This is a genomic window from Mycobacterium ulcerans subsp. shinshuense (genome assembly GCF_002355775.1).
Taxonomy (GTDB): domain Bacteria; phylum Actinomycetota; class Actinomycetes; order Mycobacteriales; family Mycobacteriaceae; genus Mycobacterium; species Mycobacterium marinum.
Genome location: NZ_AP017624.1, coordinates 3,211,358 through 3,225,947 on the forward strand (window position 1 = coordinate 3,211,358; position 14,590 = coordinate 3,225,947).

General features: G+C 65.1%; 16 protein-coding genes. 6 read left to right on the forward strand and 10 right to left on the reverse strand.

Annotated features, from left to right (window positions below; translation table 11 throughout):
• Positions 1-274: 274 nt before the first annotated feature.
• From SHTP_RS29020 to SHTP_RS14390, 3 genes are read left to right on the forward strand one after another with little or no spacing between them, the layout of a single operon-like run.
• Positions 275-1,240: an acetate--CoA ligase family protein gene (locus SHTP_RS29020; protein WP_231991641.1), complete on the forward strand. Its 966-nt coding sequence runs from the start codon at positions 275-277 to the stop codon at positions 1,238-1,240.
• A complete protein-coding gene (locus SHTP_RS14385; protein WP_231991466.1) occupies positions 1,159-3,009 on the forward strand; it encodes a glutamate ligase domain-containing protein in 1,851 nt (616 codons plus the stop codon). Before SHTP_RS29020 ends, SHTP_RS14385 begins: the two co-directional genes overlap by 82 nt.
• Positions 3,006-4,541, forward strand: coding sequence for a cyanophycinase (locus SHTP_RS14390; RefSeq protein ID WP_231991467.1), 1,536 nt, complete (start codon positions 3,006-3,008; stop codon positions 4,539-4,541). The genes SHTP_RS14385 and SHTP_RS14390 overlap by 4 nt, the downstream gene beginning before the upstream one ends.
• Here SHTP_RS14390 and SHTP_RS14395 read toward each other — a convergent pair whose 3' ends face one another.
• Positions 4,542-5,744 carry an ISAs1-like element IS2404/ISMul1 family transposase gene (locus SHTP_RS14395; RefSeq protein WP_420873009.1) on the reverse strand — a complete coding sequence of 401 codons (1,203 nt, stop codon included), beginning with the start codon at positions 5,742-5,744 and terminating at the stop codon, positions 4,542-4,544.
• Between the two features lie 119 nt (positions 5,745-5,863).
• Positions 5,864-6,316, reverse strand: a complete 453-nt coding sequence (locus SHTP_RS29025) for a hypothetical protein (RefSeq protein WP_231991642.1) — start codon at positions 6,314-6,316, stop codon at positions 5,864-5,866.
• Between the two features lie 52 nt (positions 6,317-6,368).
• Between SHTP_RS29025 and SHTP_RS29030 the strand changes: the two genes are divergently transcribed.
• The 3 genes from SHTP_RS29030 to SHTP_RS14410 are packed head-to-tail and all read left to right on the forward strand — an operon-like array spanning position 6,369 to position 8,046.
• Positions 6,369-6,584, forward strand: coding sequence for a hypothetical protein (locus tag SHTP_RS29030; protein ID WP_231991643.1), 216 nt, complete (start codon positions 6,369-6,371; stop codon positions 6,582-6,584).
• 21 nt (positions 6,585-6,605) lie between these two features.
• Positions 6,606-6,950 (forward strand): hypothetical protein, encoded by a 345-nt coding sequence (locus tag SHTP_RS14405; RefSeq protein ID WP_015355997.1) that lies wholly within the window; start codon positions 6,606-6,608, stop codon positions 6,948-6,950.
• A 4-nt stretch (positions 6,951-6,954) separates the two neighbouring features.
• Positions 6,955-8,046 carry a succinylglutamate desuccinylase/aspartoacylase family protein gene (locus SHTP_RS14410; protein WP_096372476.1) on the forward strand — a complete coding sequence of 364 codons (1,092 nt, stop codon included), beginning with the start codon at positions 6,955-6,957 and terminating at the stop codon, positions 8,044-8,046.
• A 122-nt stretch (positions 8,047-8,168) separates the two neighbouring features.
• Here SHTP_RS14410 and hisI read toward each other — a convergent pair whose 3' ends face one another.
• From hisI to hisD, 8 genes are read right to left on the reverse strand one after another with little or no spacing between them, the layout of a single operon-like run.
• Positions 8,169-8,504: a phosphoribosyl-AMP cyclohydrolase gene (hisI, locus tag SHTP_RS14415; RefSeq protein ID WP_011739710.1), complete on the reverse strand. Its 336-nt coding sequence runs from the start codon at positions 8,502-8,504 to the stop codon at positions 8,169-8,171.
• Complete coding sequence (hisF, locus tag SHTP_RS14420; protein WP_096370959.1) at positions 8,501-9,286, reverse strand: imidazole glycerol phosphate synthase subunit HisF; 786 nt, start codon at positions 9,284-9,286, stop codon at positions 8,501-8,503. The genes hisI and hisF overlap by 4 nt, the downstream gene beginning before the upstream one ends.
• Position 9,287: 1 nt before the next feature.
• A complete protein-coding gene (locus SHTP_RS14425; protein WP_012394147.1) occupies positions 9,288-10,100 on the reverse strand; it encodes an inositol monophosphatase family protein in 813 nt (270 codons plus the stop codon).
• A gap of 6 nt (positions 10,101-10,106) precedes the next feature.
• Complete coding sequence (gene priA, locus SHTP_RS14430; RefSeq protein WP_096372477.1) at positions 10,107-10,841, reverse strand: bifunctional 1-(5-phosphoribosyl)-5-((5-phosphoribosylamino)methylideneamino)imidazole-4-carboxamide isomerase/phosphoribosylanthranilate isomerase PriA; 735 nt, start codon at positions 10,839-10,841, stop codon at positions 10,107-10,109.
• Between the two features lie 11 nt (positions 10,842-10,852).
• Complete coding sequence (hisH, locus tag SHTP_RS14435) at positions 10,853-11,485, reverse strand: imidazole glycerol phosphate synthase subunit HisH (protein ID WP_071497763.1); 633 nt, start codon at positions 11,483-11,485, stop codon at positions 10,853-10,855.
• Entirely contained in the window at positions 11,482-12,114 is a 633-nt protein-coding gene (hisB, locus tag SHTP_RS14440) for an imidazoleglycerol-phosphate dehydratase HisB (RefSeq protein WP_096370960.1), read from the reverse strand. The genes hisH and hisB overlap by 4 nt, the downstream gene beginning before the upstream one ends.
• Positions 12,111-13,259 (reverse strand): histidinol-phosphate transaminase, encoded by a 1,149-nt coding sequence (locus SHTP_RS14445; protein ID WP_012394144.1) that lies wholly within the window; start codon positions 13,257-13,259, stop codon positions 12,111-12,113. Before SHTP_RS14445 ends, hisB begins: the two co-directional genes overlap by 4 nt.
• Positions 13,256-14,572, reverse strand: a complete 1,317-nt coding sequence (hisD, locus tag SHTP_RS14450) for a histidinol dehydrogenase (protein WP_096372478.1) — start codon at positions 14,570-14,572, stop codon at positions 13,256-13,258. Before hisD ends, SHTP_RS14445 begins: the two co-directional genes overlap by 4 nt.
• Between the last annotated feature and the right edge of the window lie 18 nt (positions 14,573-14,590).

The window sequence follows — 14,590 nt, forward strand, 5'->3', positions numbered from 1 at the left end:
AGCGGCCTGCCAGTGGTAGCGCGGGAATACCGCCACACTGTGCCCCAGACTCTCCGGGCGGCGACCACCGGGCCAACACTCGGCCCCGGTGCGGTCGGGTTGCCGGCGTTGGCCGGTCACCCTCTCCCCTCACCCATAAGGAGCCAGGTTCCTCGTGATGCTCCGGTTCTGCGGATGAGCGTTCCGCATGTTGGACTATGCTCCACTGCGTTGCGCGGCTCTGTCTGACCGCGTTCTCGTGTGCAGACACCCGACGCTTGATGAGGATGCCCCATTGAATATCGATTCCATTTCGGTCTATGTCGGTCCGAACGTTCATGCGCTGGAGGCGGTAATCCGGCTTCAAGTGGACGTCAAGCCGAGCTATGCGGAGACCCTCAGGGGCCTGGGGGCGGGCGTGATCGACAGACTGGCAGCGGTGTTGCCGGGGCTTGCGCTCGAACATGCCGAGTGGGTTGCCGCATTGCACGCCGGCGCGGGGCTTTCCATCGGCGATCTGGTCGCAAGGCTGGCTTTGGCGCTCGAGCATGCCGCTGGCATTGACGGCACACTGGCGTGGTCGAGATCGACGGACGATCCCGATATCGTCGAGGTGTTCTACAGCTATGGCAATGAAGACATCGGTATCGAGGCCGGCGAGGTTGCCTGCGACATGCTCGCGGCCATTGCCCGCGCCGACTCCGATGATCAAGAGGCTCCCGACCTCGACAAGAACGTCGAGGATTTCCTGACCTATGCCGACAGGCGTTCGCTGGGGCCCTCGGCCATGGAATTGGTGCGTACGGCCCAGGCCCGCGACATTCCGGTCTACCGGCTCAACGACGCCAGCCTGATCCAGATCGGCCAGGGCAAGTACCAGCAGCGGATTGAGGCGGCGCTGACGTCGAAAACCTCGCATATCGCCGTCGAAATCGCCTCTGACAAGAATCTCGCCAATAACCTCCTTGCCGATCTCGGTCTGCCCGCCCCGAGGCAGAAGCTGGTCTACAGCGTGGACGAGGCAGTGGGGGCGGCCGAACGCATCGGCTATCCCGTGGTTATCAAGCCGCTCGACGGCAATCATGGCCGGGGCGTCACCGTCAACATCACGTCCGAGGACGGCATCGCCGAGGCCTTCGAGACCGCCGATGCCGAGGGATCGGCGGTGTTGGTGGGACCATGCTGCGCGGCGACGACCACCGGCTTCTGGTGGTCAATGGCCAGCTCGCCGCCGCCGCGCGCCGGGTGCCGGGTCATGTGAAGGGCGACGGGCGCCACACCATTGCCGAGCTGGTGAATATCGTCAATCAGGACCCTCGCCGTGGCGTCGGGCATGAAAACGTGCTGACCCGGCTCGAACTCGATGACCAGGCGACGCGCTTGCTCGAGGAAAAGGGCTACACCGCAGAGACGGTCCCCGCCGAGGGCGAGGAAGTGTATCTGCGCAAGACCGCAAATATTTCGACGGGCGGCACGGCGGTGGATGTCACCGACACGATCCATCCCGACAACAAGCTGATGGCCGAGCGGGCGATCCGGGCGATCGGGCTCGATGTCGGCGCCGTAGATTTCCTGACCACCGATATCACTAAGAGCTATCGCGAGACCGGCGGCGGCATCTGCGAGATCAATGCGGGACCAGGCCTGCGCATGCACATCGCGCCCTCCGAGGGCACGCCGCGCGACGTGGGCGGAGCGATCATGGACATGCTCTTCCCGCCCGGAACCCAGGCGCGCGTTCCCATCGCCGCCTTGACCGGAACGAACGGCAAGACCACGTGCTCGCGCATGCTGGCGCACATCCTGAAAATGGCGGGTCATGTCGTGGGGCAGACCTCGACCGACGCCGTGCTGATCGACGGCAACGTGACCGTCAAAGGCGACATGACCGGGCCCGTCTCCGCCAAGATGGTGCTGCGGGATCCCTCGGTCGACATCGCAGTCCTGGAGACGGCGCGCGGCGGCATCGTCCGCTCCGGCCTGGGCTACAACTTTTGCGATGTAGGCGCGGTGCTGAACGTCGCGTCCGATCATCTGGGGCTTGGCGGCGTCGACACGCTGGATGACCTTGCCCGGGTGAAACGCGTCGTCGCCGAAGTCACGCGCGGCACGGTGGTGCGGAACGCCGACGACGAGCAGACACTGAAAATGGCGGCCTTCTCGCCCGCCAGGCAGGTCATGTATGTGACGCGCAACCCGGAACATGAACTGGTGCGCGAACATATCCGGCTCGGCAAGCTTGCGGTCGTACTCGAGCAGGGCGTGAACGGCGACCAGATCGTGATCTACGACAACGGCACCCAAATGCCACTGATGTGGACCCAGCTCATCCCGGCGACTCTGGAGGGCAAGGCACTACACAACGTCGAAAACGCCATGTTCGCCACCGGCATGGCCTATGCGCTCGGCAAGACACTGGATCAGATCAGCGCCGGATTGCGCACCTTCGACAACAGCTTCTTCCAGAGTCCAGGCCGGATGAATGTCTTCGATGAACACGGATTCCGGGTGATCCTCGACTACGGGCACAACGAGGCGGCGGTGGGGGCCATGGTCGACCTGGTCGACCGGCTCAAGCCGCGCGGGCGCCGGATCGTCGGCCTCACCTGCCCGGGCGACCGGCGCGACGAGGACGCGACGGCGATTGCGGCGAAGGTCGCCGGCCATTTCGACACCTATATCTGCCACCGCGACGACAATCTGCGCGATCGCGAGCCAGACGAAGTGCCCGAGCTGTTGCGCGACGCCCTGATCGCCGAGGGCGTCGCGCCCGACGCGATCAGCATCATCGGAGAGGAAGAAAAGGCCCTCGACGCGGCGCTCGAGCAGGCGCAGCCCGACGATTTGGTGCTGTACTTCTGCGAGGCGATAACGCGCTGTTGGAAGCAGATCATCCACTTCACCCCGAAATTCACCGCGCCCGAACCGGAGTCCGTCGCAAAGCGTCTGGCAACGTCCATATTCGACGTTCCCGATGGCTTCGCTCTCACGTCGGATGATCGAGGTGTGCTGATCGTTCCGGCGAAATGACACGGCAGCTCAGCAGAATCTCACTCACTGACCGTGGGAGCGCCACCCCGAAACTGGCGATCATCGGCGGCCGACTGGAGGACGACAATGCCGCCGTCTATCACGAGATGCACCGTCTGGCAGGCGGAAGGATCGTCGTCTTCCCGACGGCTTCGTCGGTGCCTGATGAGGTCGGAGCCGAAGCGGTCGGTGTGTTTCGCGCCTATGGTTTCGATGCCGCCCTGGCCGGGGTTTACGGCGCCGGGGCGGCGGCGGCCGCGCAGGACACGGCGATCACCGATCTCGTCGAGGACTATGGCAGCGTCTATTTCACCGGCGGCGACCAGGCCCTGATCACCGGGGCGCTGGCGCCGAAGGGCACGGAAAGCCGGGTGCTGAAGGCGATCCGCACAGCGCAGCTCAACGGTGCGATGGTCGCCGGGTCGAGTGCTGGGGCCGCCATGATGTCCGATGTGATGATTTCCGGCGGCACATCGCTGGAAGCTGCGACCTACGGTGTCGTCGATGACCCGGACGAGCCCGGAATGCTGCTGGAGCCGGGGCTCGGCTTCTTTCCCTGGGGCATGGTCGACCAGCATTTCATCAAACGCGGCCGATTCGGCCGGTTGGTCGTCGGCATGCAGGCGTCCGGCGCCAAGCGCGGCTTCGGCATAGACGAAAACACCGCGTTGTTCATCGAGGGCACGAGTGCGCGGGTGATCGGCGAATATGGCGTCTTCGTGCTCCATCTCCAGGAGGCGAAAGTCGATCGCCGCCGCAAGCTGATCGAAAACATCGGTTTCAGCTATGCCGACGACGGTGACAGCTATGACCTGGAAACGGGTGAGGTCCTCCCCGGTCCGAGCAAGCGGCCGGTGCCCCAGCGCGACATCACCTACCGGGCCCCCGCCCGCTCGCTTCGCAACGTCTTCGCCACCTATACCCTCTACGACCTCACGGCGCGGCTGGTGTTGGGGGACCCCGAGGCCTATCCGGCGGATCGGGCGCGCGCGATAGAGCCCAAGGCGGGTGCCGCCACCAGCGTCGAAATATCCCGCCAGGGCGGCCGTGCGGCCGCCTACATTCCCGGAGCCGGGCGTGATTTCCGCATGACGGCGGTGGATTTTCGGGCCAGCATGCGCACCCGCCAGCTCAATGCGGCGCAACTGGCGGAGAACCGGTGGGCGGCGCTGTCCCGCGACTACGGTATGAAGTCGGGGCAGCAGGCGCGCATGATGATGCTGGGCTCGGCGCCACTCGACCGCGGCAGTCCGCTGCTTGCGGAACTGGCGGCGCAGTGTGAGGGGCCGGTCGGTGTGCTTGCCGCCGCGTCCGCCGAGCCCAACGCGGCCGCGCGCGAGTACATCGGCGCCTTGCGCGGCCACGGCGTCGAGGCCACCGATCTGCGCGTCACCATCGACAATGTTGATCGCCGGATGCGCGAGGAAGCGTTGGTCGAGCAGATCGCCGCCCTGCGCACCATCATCCTGACCGGCGGTAACCAGATCAGGCTGGTGGAATCCTTGCTCTACCCAGGGCTCCGGCGTTGTTGATTAGCAGGCTTGTGAGCTGGGGAATTGTGGATTGAGGAGGTCTAGGCGGCGGTTGGCGGTCAAAGCGGTGATCCGGCAGGCTTCGGCGATGTTGTCGGCGCCGTTGAGGCGGTGCAGATTGATCGCGGTGTTGCGTAGCGTTGCTAGGACCTGTGCGCCGTTTCCGGTATGTGCCCTTTGACGGTCTTCGTCGAAGGTGACGTCGCGTATCCAGTGCAGGCTGTTCTCGATTCCCCAGTGTTGACGCATCCAGGTCATGATCGCGGTAGGGCGGGCGTGCTCGAACGGCAGGCTGCAGATGGCATAGACCACCTCCACGCTGCGCTGGTCGGTGGCGGTGATCAAGCGTTCACGAGTGATCCGGATGATTTGTTTTGCGTAGGGGAAGCCGATTCCTCGTGCAGCGGTGATGATTTGCAGGGTGCGGGTCTCGACACGGCCGTGGCCGCGGGAGTCGTCGGTAGCGGCTGCGGGCACCTCGGCCCAGGGCAGCGCGGTGATACGCGCAAGTATTTTGGCTTGGTTGGACTTGACGATCAACAGGTAGTGCGACTTCAAGGTGGCGCAGATCAACTTCGCGGTGACGACCTGGGTATGCATCGCATCCACGGTGACCAGCCACCGCAAGCTACCCGGCAGCAGCGTGAGCAGGGCACGTACGCAGGGAATTTCATTGCTTTTCTCGGCGACAGCGAGTTGACCGAGCACCAATCGGGCACGGTGGGCGAACACCGACACGAGATGCGTGGCTGTCGCTTTGGCGCGTAAAGCACCACGCAGCATCTTGCCGTCCAACGCGATCGGCACCAATCCGCTGGGGTCGCTGCTGGCCACGTGTGCAGTGAAGTAACTGCCCATCCTGGCGTTGAGGTCGGCGGGGTCTAGCCGAGACAAAACAGCGCGGAAGGTCTTCTCACTGGGCCGCCGGAACCGGACCCCTAATTGGGCCAACACATCATCGGGAGCGGTGGCCGCCCATGTGGCAAAACCAGCATAGCCGCGCATCCCCGCGGCAGTGGCCAGAACCGCGATCGCCAACAAAGCCATCAGCGAATACCTCCGACCGCGTGGGTCCCTCGGGTCTGGCACCGAGGCCAACACATCGAAAAACTCCGATCCGATGAGCTCGCTGCGCTCACCAGGACTCCAGCGGTCGAACACCTCTGGAACCGACGACACAGGCAATACTGAAACGGTAGGCACGGGCAACTCCAGACCAACGACGAACAGTAACCAACTCGATCGTTCTCCAGATAGCCCGTGCCTACACTCCGGCCCCAATAGCGCGGCACCAAAGATCATCAACCCAGCTCACAAGCCTGCTAATCAACAACGCCGGAGCCCTGTTGCTCTACCGTGGCGATGTCACGCCGCTGCTGACCGCCATTGCGCGGGCGCGGGCCGCCGGCGCCATGATCGTCGGGGTCGGCGGTGCCGCCTCGGCGCTGTCCGGTTTCCTGATCGGAGGCGGCACGTCCTACGAGGCGCTGCGCTTCGGCATCGCCTCGGATATGGGACGGCACGGATTGGTGATCCAGGAAGGGTTGGGGTTTTTCGGCGCCGCCATCGTCGACCAGAAACTGTCGTCCTCGCTTCGTCTCGGCCGCCTCGCCGTCGCCTGCGCCGAGGAAAGCGTGCGCTTCGGACTCGGTCTTCTCGAAGACAGCGGGGTCATCGCCAACCACGACAACACCCAACTCACCGCGATCGGCGCGCGGCGCCGTCCTGGTCGAGCTCGATCCGCTCAAGACCGAGCTGGCTGGGGACGATTTCATCGCACCCGACACCAAGCTGTGTTTTGCCGGTCCAGGGGATGTCATCGATATGGTGACCGGGACCGTCACCCGGGCGGCGCCGGCCACCGCGTCCGCCGCCGCGCTGGACACGCTGGTGGACGCACTGATCAAGGATTGCGTTGGCGATGCCGGCCCGGTAACCGCGCCCGGTGCCACACACGAAGCGCATATTGCCTTGCGCTATCGCTCACACGATGATGGCACCGGCCATCTCGATATCGAAAGCATCCGTGATCGGCACGGATGAAAATCAATAGAAAGGACAGACATGTATTTCGATGGGACCACCCTGACCACACTGCTTTCCGATACGGAGAAAGCGGCTGCAAACGCCCCCGTCATTGCCGCCGCAGGGCCGCGCTACACCTCGGCGCTCGCCGTCATCGAGGCCGCCATGGAGCTGCCGGAATTGGGTGAGGCCGGCGTGACGAACTTTCTCGATGTGCAGGGAATCGAACTGCGCGACATGCCCCCCGGTCATCGTTTGATCGCAGGGGCGCTGGCGACGGAAGGCAAGCTGAACGATCGCCTGCATGCCGCCTGCGCGGCCTATTTCGAGACAGAGGTGTTCGTGCTTCCGACCGGTGAGCCGGCTGCTCCGCCGACGGAGTGAGAACGTGCTGCGCCAGACCCACGAACTGCCGGGCTCGCCACATCGACTCACTGTGCTCAGCTTCGGTGCGGCGGGTACGGGCAGGAAAGCCTATTTGCAGGCCGGCCTGCATGCCGACGAGTTGCCCGGCATGCTGGTCTTGCGCATTCTGGCCGGGCATCTGGCCGAAGCGGAAGCTCGCGGCGCGGTCCATGGTGAAATCCTGCTGGTGCCGCAGGCAAACCCGATCGGCCTGACACAGACCGAAACCAGCTTCCTGTTCGGTCGGCTCGAAAGCGGCACCGGGGAAAACTTCAACCGGAACTATGCCGATCTGTCAGACCTTCCAAGCCTGTCGCTGGGACCGGACGCGGCGGCGAACGTCGAAACGATCCGGGCCGCGATGTCCGCGCGGCTTGCGGCGATGCCCCCGGATGGAGCCTTGGCGCAGCTGCGCCACAGATTGCTGACGCTCGCCCATGACGCCGACCTCGTGCTCGATCTTCACGCCGACAACGAGGCTGAGCCGCACATGTATGTCGGCCCGGCGCTATGGCCGGCGGCCAAGGACATCGCCGCCGCGATCGATGCGCGAGCAGTGCTTCTGGCAGAGGTGTCGGGCGGTCGCCCCTTCGATGAGGCCTGCGCCGGTCCGTGGTGGGCGCTGGCCGCGAACCATCCCGGTCTGCCCATTCCGCCGGCCTGCCTGGCCGCCACGCTGGAAATGGGCCGCAATGACGATGTCGATCCCGAACGTGCCGCCGATCAAGCCATGGCGCTGCTGCGCATGTTGGCCGGACGCGGCTTTGTCGATGGGCCGGGCGGGCAGCCGGCTTTGTCCTGCCGCGCCACGGCGTTGACGGCCATGGCGCAGCTGCGCTCGCCGGTCACGGGGCTCGTCGCCTATCGCCGCCGGCTGGGAGATCTGGTCCGCAAGGGCGATCTCGTCGCCACGGTGATCGATCCGCTTGGCGAGGAGACGGAATTGCGGGCCGAGACCGACGGGCGGCTCTTTGCTCGCCATAGCCAGCCTTATGCCTGGCCGGGACGGGTGATCGGCAAGATCGCGGGCGAGATTCCGCTGGAGGGTAGAAAGGGCAATTTACTTTCGGATTGATGCAGGTCGCGCGGAATGTGTCGCGGCAGCCCGATCCGGCGGGCCTTCACTTCCCGTGCGTCACTTCACTGTTCGTCGGAAGGCTGGCCGCTGCTGTTTCGGCTCGGCGGCACCTTCCCCGTTCAAAGCAGCACGGTGGCGTCGAAGCAGGTGTGGTCACCCGTGTGGCAGGCCCCACCCACCTGATCGACGGTGAGCAGCACCGTGTCACCGTCGCAGTCCAGCCGCACGGAGTGCACATACTGGGTGTGTCCAGAGGTCGCTCCCTTGACCCACTGTTCGCCGCGAGATCTCGAATAGTAGGTTGCTTCACGGGTTTTCAAGGTTCGATCCAAAGCATCGTCATCCATCCAGGCGACCATCAACACGTCCCCGCTGCCACGCTCCTGGACCACGGCGGTGAACAATCCGTCGGCGTTGCGCTTCAGGCGGGCGGCGACGTTTGGGTCAAGAGTCATCGCACGGTGATCCCTTCTGCGGCCATCGCGGCCTTGACCTGGCCGATCGTCAGCTCCCGGAAGTGAAAGACACTGGCCGCCAATACCGCGTCAGCGCCGGCGGCAACAGCGGGAGCAAAATGGTCCACGTTCCCGGCGCCGCCGCTGGCGATCACCGGAACCGTGACCGCCGCGCGAACCGCGCGCAACATTGCCAGGTCGAATCCCGCCTTGGTGCCGTCAGCATCCATGGAATTCAACAAGATCTCCCCTACTCCAAGGTCGGCGCCGCGGGCGGCCCATTCCACGGCATCCATACCGGTGCCGCGGCGGCCGCCGTGAGTAGTGACCTCCCAGCCCGAAGGTGTCGGGGCTGAGCCAACCGGCACCTTGCGCGCATCCACGGACAACACGATGCATTGGGACCCGAATTGCGTTGCCATGTCGGCCAGCAGGTCAGGGCGAGCGATCGCGGCCGTGTTCACCGAAACCTTGTCGGCCCCCGCACGTAGCAATAGATCGACATCAGCCACGGTACGCACCCCGCCGCCAACCGTGAGCGGAATGAACACTTGCTCCGCGGTGTGGCGCACCACTTCCAACATGGTGGCCCTGCCCGACGACGACGCGGTGACGTCGAGAAAGGTAAGTTCGTCGGCTCCCTCGGCGTCATATGCGGCCGCAAGCTCCACAGGATCGCCCGCATCCCGCAGATTCTCGAAATTGACCCCCTTGACCACCCGTCCGGCGTCAACATCCAGGCACGGGATGACGCGCACCGCAAGGCCGGTATCCGTGTACATATCAGTAGTCCTCCGGGTCGCCTGTCTTACGCACGATCTCAAGGATCTCTTCGTGGACTCCCGGCGCCGCGGCCAGCACCGAACGCGAGGTTGGGGTCCACGGATCACCGGTCAAGGTCGTGACGGTGCCTCCCGCGGCCCGCACCTGCGCGACTCCCGCAGCATGATCCCAAACCTGACCACCGAAACTAATTGCACCGCCTAGGATCCCGTCGGCTACATAAACAAGGTCGATGCCGGTGGACCCATGGATACGCAACCGCGACGACACCCGGCTGAGGTTCTCCAGCACCGCAAGCCGATAACGCCCCGGAAAACGGCCCCGGGAGTCGGCGCTGAATGTGCCTACACCCATGAGGCTCTCCGACAACTTCGCGGGAGCCAGCGATGCCTGCGGGAGGCCATTTCTCAGCAACGGGCCACCTGCCACCGCGGTGTAGCGCTCGCCGATGAACGGTAACCAGGTCAGGCCGGCCACCGGTTCACCCTCGTGCAGCAGGCCCAGCAATATGGCGGCCATCGGCGAGCCGGCGGCATAGTTGAAAGTGCCGTCGACCGGGTCGAGCACCCAAACCCAGGGCGAATCCACATCGGTACCACCGAATTCTTCGCCGTGTACCCCGATTCCGGTAGCAGCTTCCAGCGCCGCAACGACTTGTCGCTCAATCGCGAGATCCACCTCTGTGGCAAAGTCGTTGCCCTTCTTGGGAACTGCCGAATCGGCACGGTGGCCGCCGAGGAACCTCGGCACCGCGGCATCCAAAATTGCCGACGCCTGCTCAACCAAGGTGACCAACCGTGCAGCCAAATCCATTGCGGTCTACTCCCGTACCGCGGTCAGCGCCTGCGGCAAGGTGAACCTTCCGGCGTAGAGCGCTTTACCCACGATGGCACCCTCGACCCCCTGGCCCGTCAGGGTTGCGATCGCACGTAAGTCATCCAGGCTGGAAACACCGCCGGATGCGATCACCGGCGCCTCGGTACGACCGGCCACACCTGCCAGCAGTTCGAGATTGGGGCCTGCCAACGTGCCATCTTTGGTCACGTCGGTGACGACGTAGCGTGAACATCCTTCGCTATTCAGGCGCTGCAGCACCTCCCACAGATCACCGCCGTCGGTTTCCCACCCCCGGCCGCGCAGTCGATGCTTGCCGTCCACGATTTGGACGTCGAGTCCGACCGCCACCTTCTCACCATGCTCGGCGATCATCCGGGCGCACCATTGTGGGTTTTCCAGCGCCGCGGTACCCAGGTTCACCCTGGCGCAACCGGTTGCCAGTGCCGCGGCCAGCGAGTCGTCGTCGCGAATACCCCCGGATAGCTCTACCGCAACGTCGAGTTTGCCCACCACCTCCGCGAGTAGTTCGCGGTTGCTCCCTCTGCCGAATGCGGCGTCGAGGTCGACCAGGTGAATCCACTCCGCACCGTCGCGCTGCCAACCCAGCGCGGCATCCAGCGCCGAACCGTATTCCGTTTCACTGCCGGCCTTGCCTTGGACCAATCGCACGGCGCGACCCTCGACCACGTCGACAGCGGGCAACAATATCAATGGCACAGTCTCTTCCTTCACAAGTTTTCTACCCAGTTGCTCAGTACGGCCGCACCGGCGTCCCCGCTCTTCTCCGGGTGGAACTGGGTTGCGGCCAGCGGGCCATCCTCGACCGCGGCAAGGAAAGACACCTGATGGGTGGCCCATGTCAATCGGGCTCCGGACGACCCTTCCCAGCGCTGCGCGGCATAGGAGTGCACGAAATAAAACCGGGCCTTGGGCTCCAGGCCTTTGAACAGCACACTGTCCGCGGGAGCGGTCACGACGTTCCAGCCCATGTGCGGGATCACCGGGGCGTCCAGCCGGGTAACGGCACCCGGCCACAGGCCACACCCCTGAGTTTCCACCCCGAACTCCACCCCGCGGGCGAACAGAATCTGCATGCCGACGCAGACTCCGAGCACCGGGCGCCCCGCGGCAACCCGCGCGGCGATGATGCGTTCACCGCCGATCTTGCGCAGACCGGTCATACAAGCCTCGAACGCGCCAACCCCCGGCACCACCAGTCCGTCCGCGGCCATCGCAGCCTTCTCGTCGGCGGTCACGACGGTGTCGGCACCAACCCGCTGCAAGGCGCGCTGCGCCGACCGCAGATTGCCGGAACCGTAGTCGAGCACGACCACCGATTTTGGCCGCGGCGTGCCACTCATAGAACGCCTTTGGTGGACGGCACGCCCGATACCCGAGGATCCGGCTCGACGGCTTGGCGCAACGCCCGGGCAACAGCCTTGTACTGCGCTTCAGTGATGTGGTGTGGATCGCGACCGTAGAGCACCCGAACGTGCAGCGCGATCCGGGCATTCATGGCCAGCGACTCGAACACGTGCCGGTTGATCACGGTGTGGTAAGGCACCGAATTCCCGGCAATAGTGGTGTGCTGCAGGTGATCCGGCTCTCCGGTGTGCACACAGTACGGGCGCCCGGACACGTCCACCGCGGCGTGGGCCAGTGTCTCGTCCATCGGAATGAAGGCGTCTCCGAACCGCCGGATGCCTTTCTTGTCACCCAGGGCCTGCCCGAGCGCCTGGCCCAGCGCAATCGCGGTGTCCTCGACGGTGTGATGCGCCTCGATCTCAACATCGCCCTTGGTACGCACCGTCAGATCAAAGCTGGCGTGACTGCCCAGCGCCGTGAGCATGTGGTCGAAGAACGGCACACCGGTGTCGACGTCGACTTGTCCGGTGCCATCCAGATCCAGGTCGATGACGATGTCGGATTCGCGGGTGCGCCGCTCGATGCGCGCCCGACGGACGGCGGTGCCTGTTTCGGTGGCTATCATGGTGCTCCTACGGGGCTTGCTGCAGCTGGGGCCAGGTCGGTGGCAGCGATCCGCGCACTCGCCCGCAGAAACGCATCGTTTTCGTCGGCCAGCCCGGTAGTTGCCCGCAAGTAGCCGGGTATCCCAACGTCACGGATCAAGACACCCTGGTCGAGGTATCGCTGCCAGGCGGCCGGCGCATCGGCGAATTCGCCGAACAACACAAAGTTGGCATCGCTTGGTATCACCCTAAAGCCCATGCCGGCCAACTTTTTTGACACACGCTCACGCTCGGCGATCAACGTCGCGACACTGCCCAGGGTGTCCTGGGCGTGCCGTAGCGCGGCTCGCGCTGCCACCTGAGTTACCGACGACAAGTGGTAAGGCAGCCTCACCAGTAGTAAGGCATCAATCAATGCCGGCGTAGCCACCAGGTAGCCGAGCCGCCCGCCGGCGAACGCGAACGCCTTGCTCATGGTGCGGGTGACGACCAGCCGGGTCGGGTACTCCTCGATCAATCCCACCGCGCTGGGCTGCGAGGAAAACTCGCCGTAGGCCTCGTCGACAATCAGAATGCCCGGGACCACGTCGAGCAGCCTGCGCAGTTCCGTCAGCGAAACGCTCTGTCCAGTGGGGTTGTTGGGACTGGTAATGAATACGACATCCGGTCTGCGGTCGGACACGACGGCGATGGCAGCGTCGATGTCAAGGCCAAAGCCATCGGCCCTGGCTGTCTCGACCCATTCCGTGTGAGTGCCGTCGGAGATGATCGGGTGCATCGAGTACGAGGGGACGAAACCGATGGCGGTGCGGCCCGGCCCGCCGAATGCCTGCAGAAGTTGCTGCAGAATCTCGTTGGAACCGTTTGCGGCCCAGACGTTCTCGAAGCCGATGCGGGTACCGGTCTGGGCGGTCAGGTAATTAGCGAGGTCGGTACGCAGGGCCACGGCGTCGCGGTCGGGATAACGGTGCAAGTCGACCGCCGCCTCCCCCACCGAACGCACCACATCGTCAACGAGCGCCTGAGTGGGCGGGTGCGGGTTCTCGTTGGTGTTCAGACGTACCGGAACCGCCAGTTGTGGCGCTCCGTAAGGCGATTTGCCACGCAGATCCTCACGCAAGGGCAGATCGTCCAGGGTGGGCCGTGGCCGGGGCGCGCTGGTCATCGTTCGAACCTCCGCCTTACCGCTTCCCCGTGCGCCGGCAGATCTTCGGCCTTGGCGAGGGTAAGCACATGCCCCGACACGTCTTTGAGAGCCGCCTCGGTGTAGTCGACAACGTGGATGCCGCGCAGGAAGGTCTGCACCGACAGGCCGCTGGAATGCCGCGCAAATCCCGCGGTCGGCAACACATGGTTGGACCCCGCGCAGTAGTCACCGAGGCTCACCGGCGTCCACGGCCCAACGAAGATGGCGCCAGCCGAACGTATCCTGCTGGCGACTTGTGGCGCGTCTGCGGTCTGGATCTCGAGGTGCTCAGCCGCATAGGCATTCACCACCTTGACGCCGGCATCGAGATCGTCGACCAAGATGATCGCCGACTGGCGACCCCCCAACGCGGTTGTCACTCGCTCGTGATGCACCGTCGTCGCCAACTGAGCAGCCAGTTCGGCATCGGTGGCATCGGCGAGGTGCTCACTCGGGGTAACCAGCACACTGGCAGCCATCTCATCGTGCTCGGCCTGACTGATCAGATCCGCGGCAACGTGTGCGGGGTCGGCTGTGTGGTCGGCCAGGATCACGATTTCGGTCGGCCCCGCTTCGGCGTCAATGCCTACCTGCGAACGGCACAGCCGCTTTGCGGCCGTGACGTAGATGTTGCCCGGCCCGGTGATCATGTCGACCGGCGCCAACTCGTGACCGTCGACGTCGGTGCCGCCATAGGCCAGCAAGGCAACCGCCTGTGCCCCTCCGACCGCCCATACCTCGTCGACTCCCAACAGGCGGGCCGCGGCCAGAATGGTCGGATGCGGCAGCCCGCCATGGCTGGCCTGGGGCGGGCTGGCGACCACGAGCGAATCCACCCCCGCCGCCTGCGCGGGCACCACGTTCATCACCACACTGGACGGGTAGACCGCGTTGCCCCCCGGCACGTACAAACCGACTCGCTCGACGGGGATCCAACGCTCGGTCACGGTAGCTCCCGGGCCGAGCGTCGTGACGACATCGGTTCGGCGCTGATCGGCGTGCACCGCCCGGGTCCGCTCGATCATCACCTGCAGCGCGTCGCGAACGTCTGGGCTGAGCTCGTCCAGCGCCGCTGCCAGCGCGGCCTGGGGCACCCGGACGGCCGCGGGCCGCACCCCGTCGAACGACTCACAGAATTCCAGCGCGGCCTGCGCCCCGCGTTCGGCCACCGCCGCCACAATCGGCCGGACCTTCGGCAAGACCGCCTCCACGTCGGCTCCGCCACGCGGTAGAGCGGCCCGCAACCCGGCGGCAGTCAACTCTGCTCCCCGTAGGTCAACACGGGCCAACAGTGAACGCGGTGTACTCAC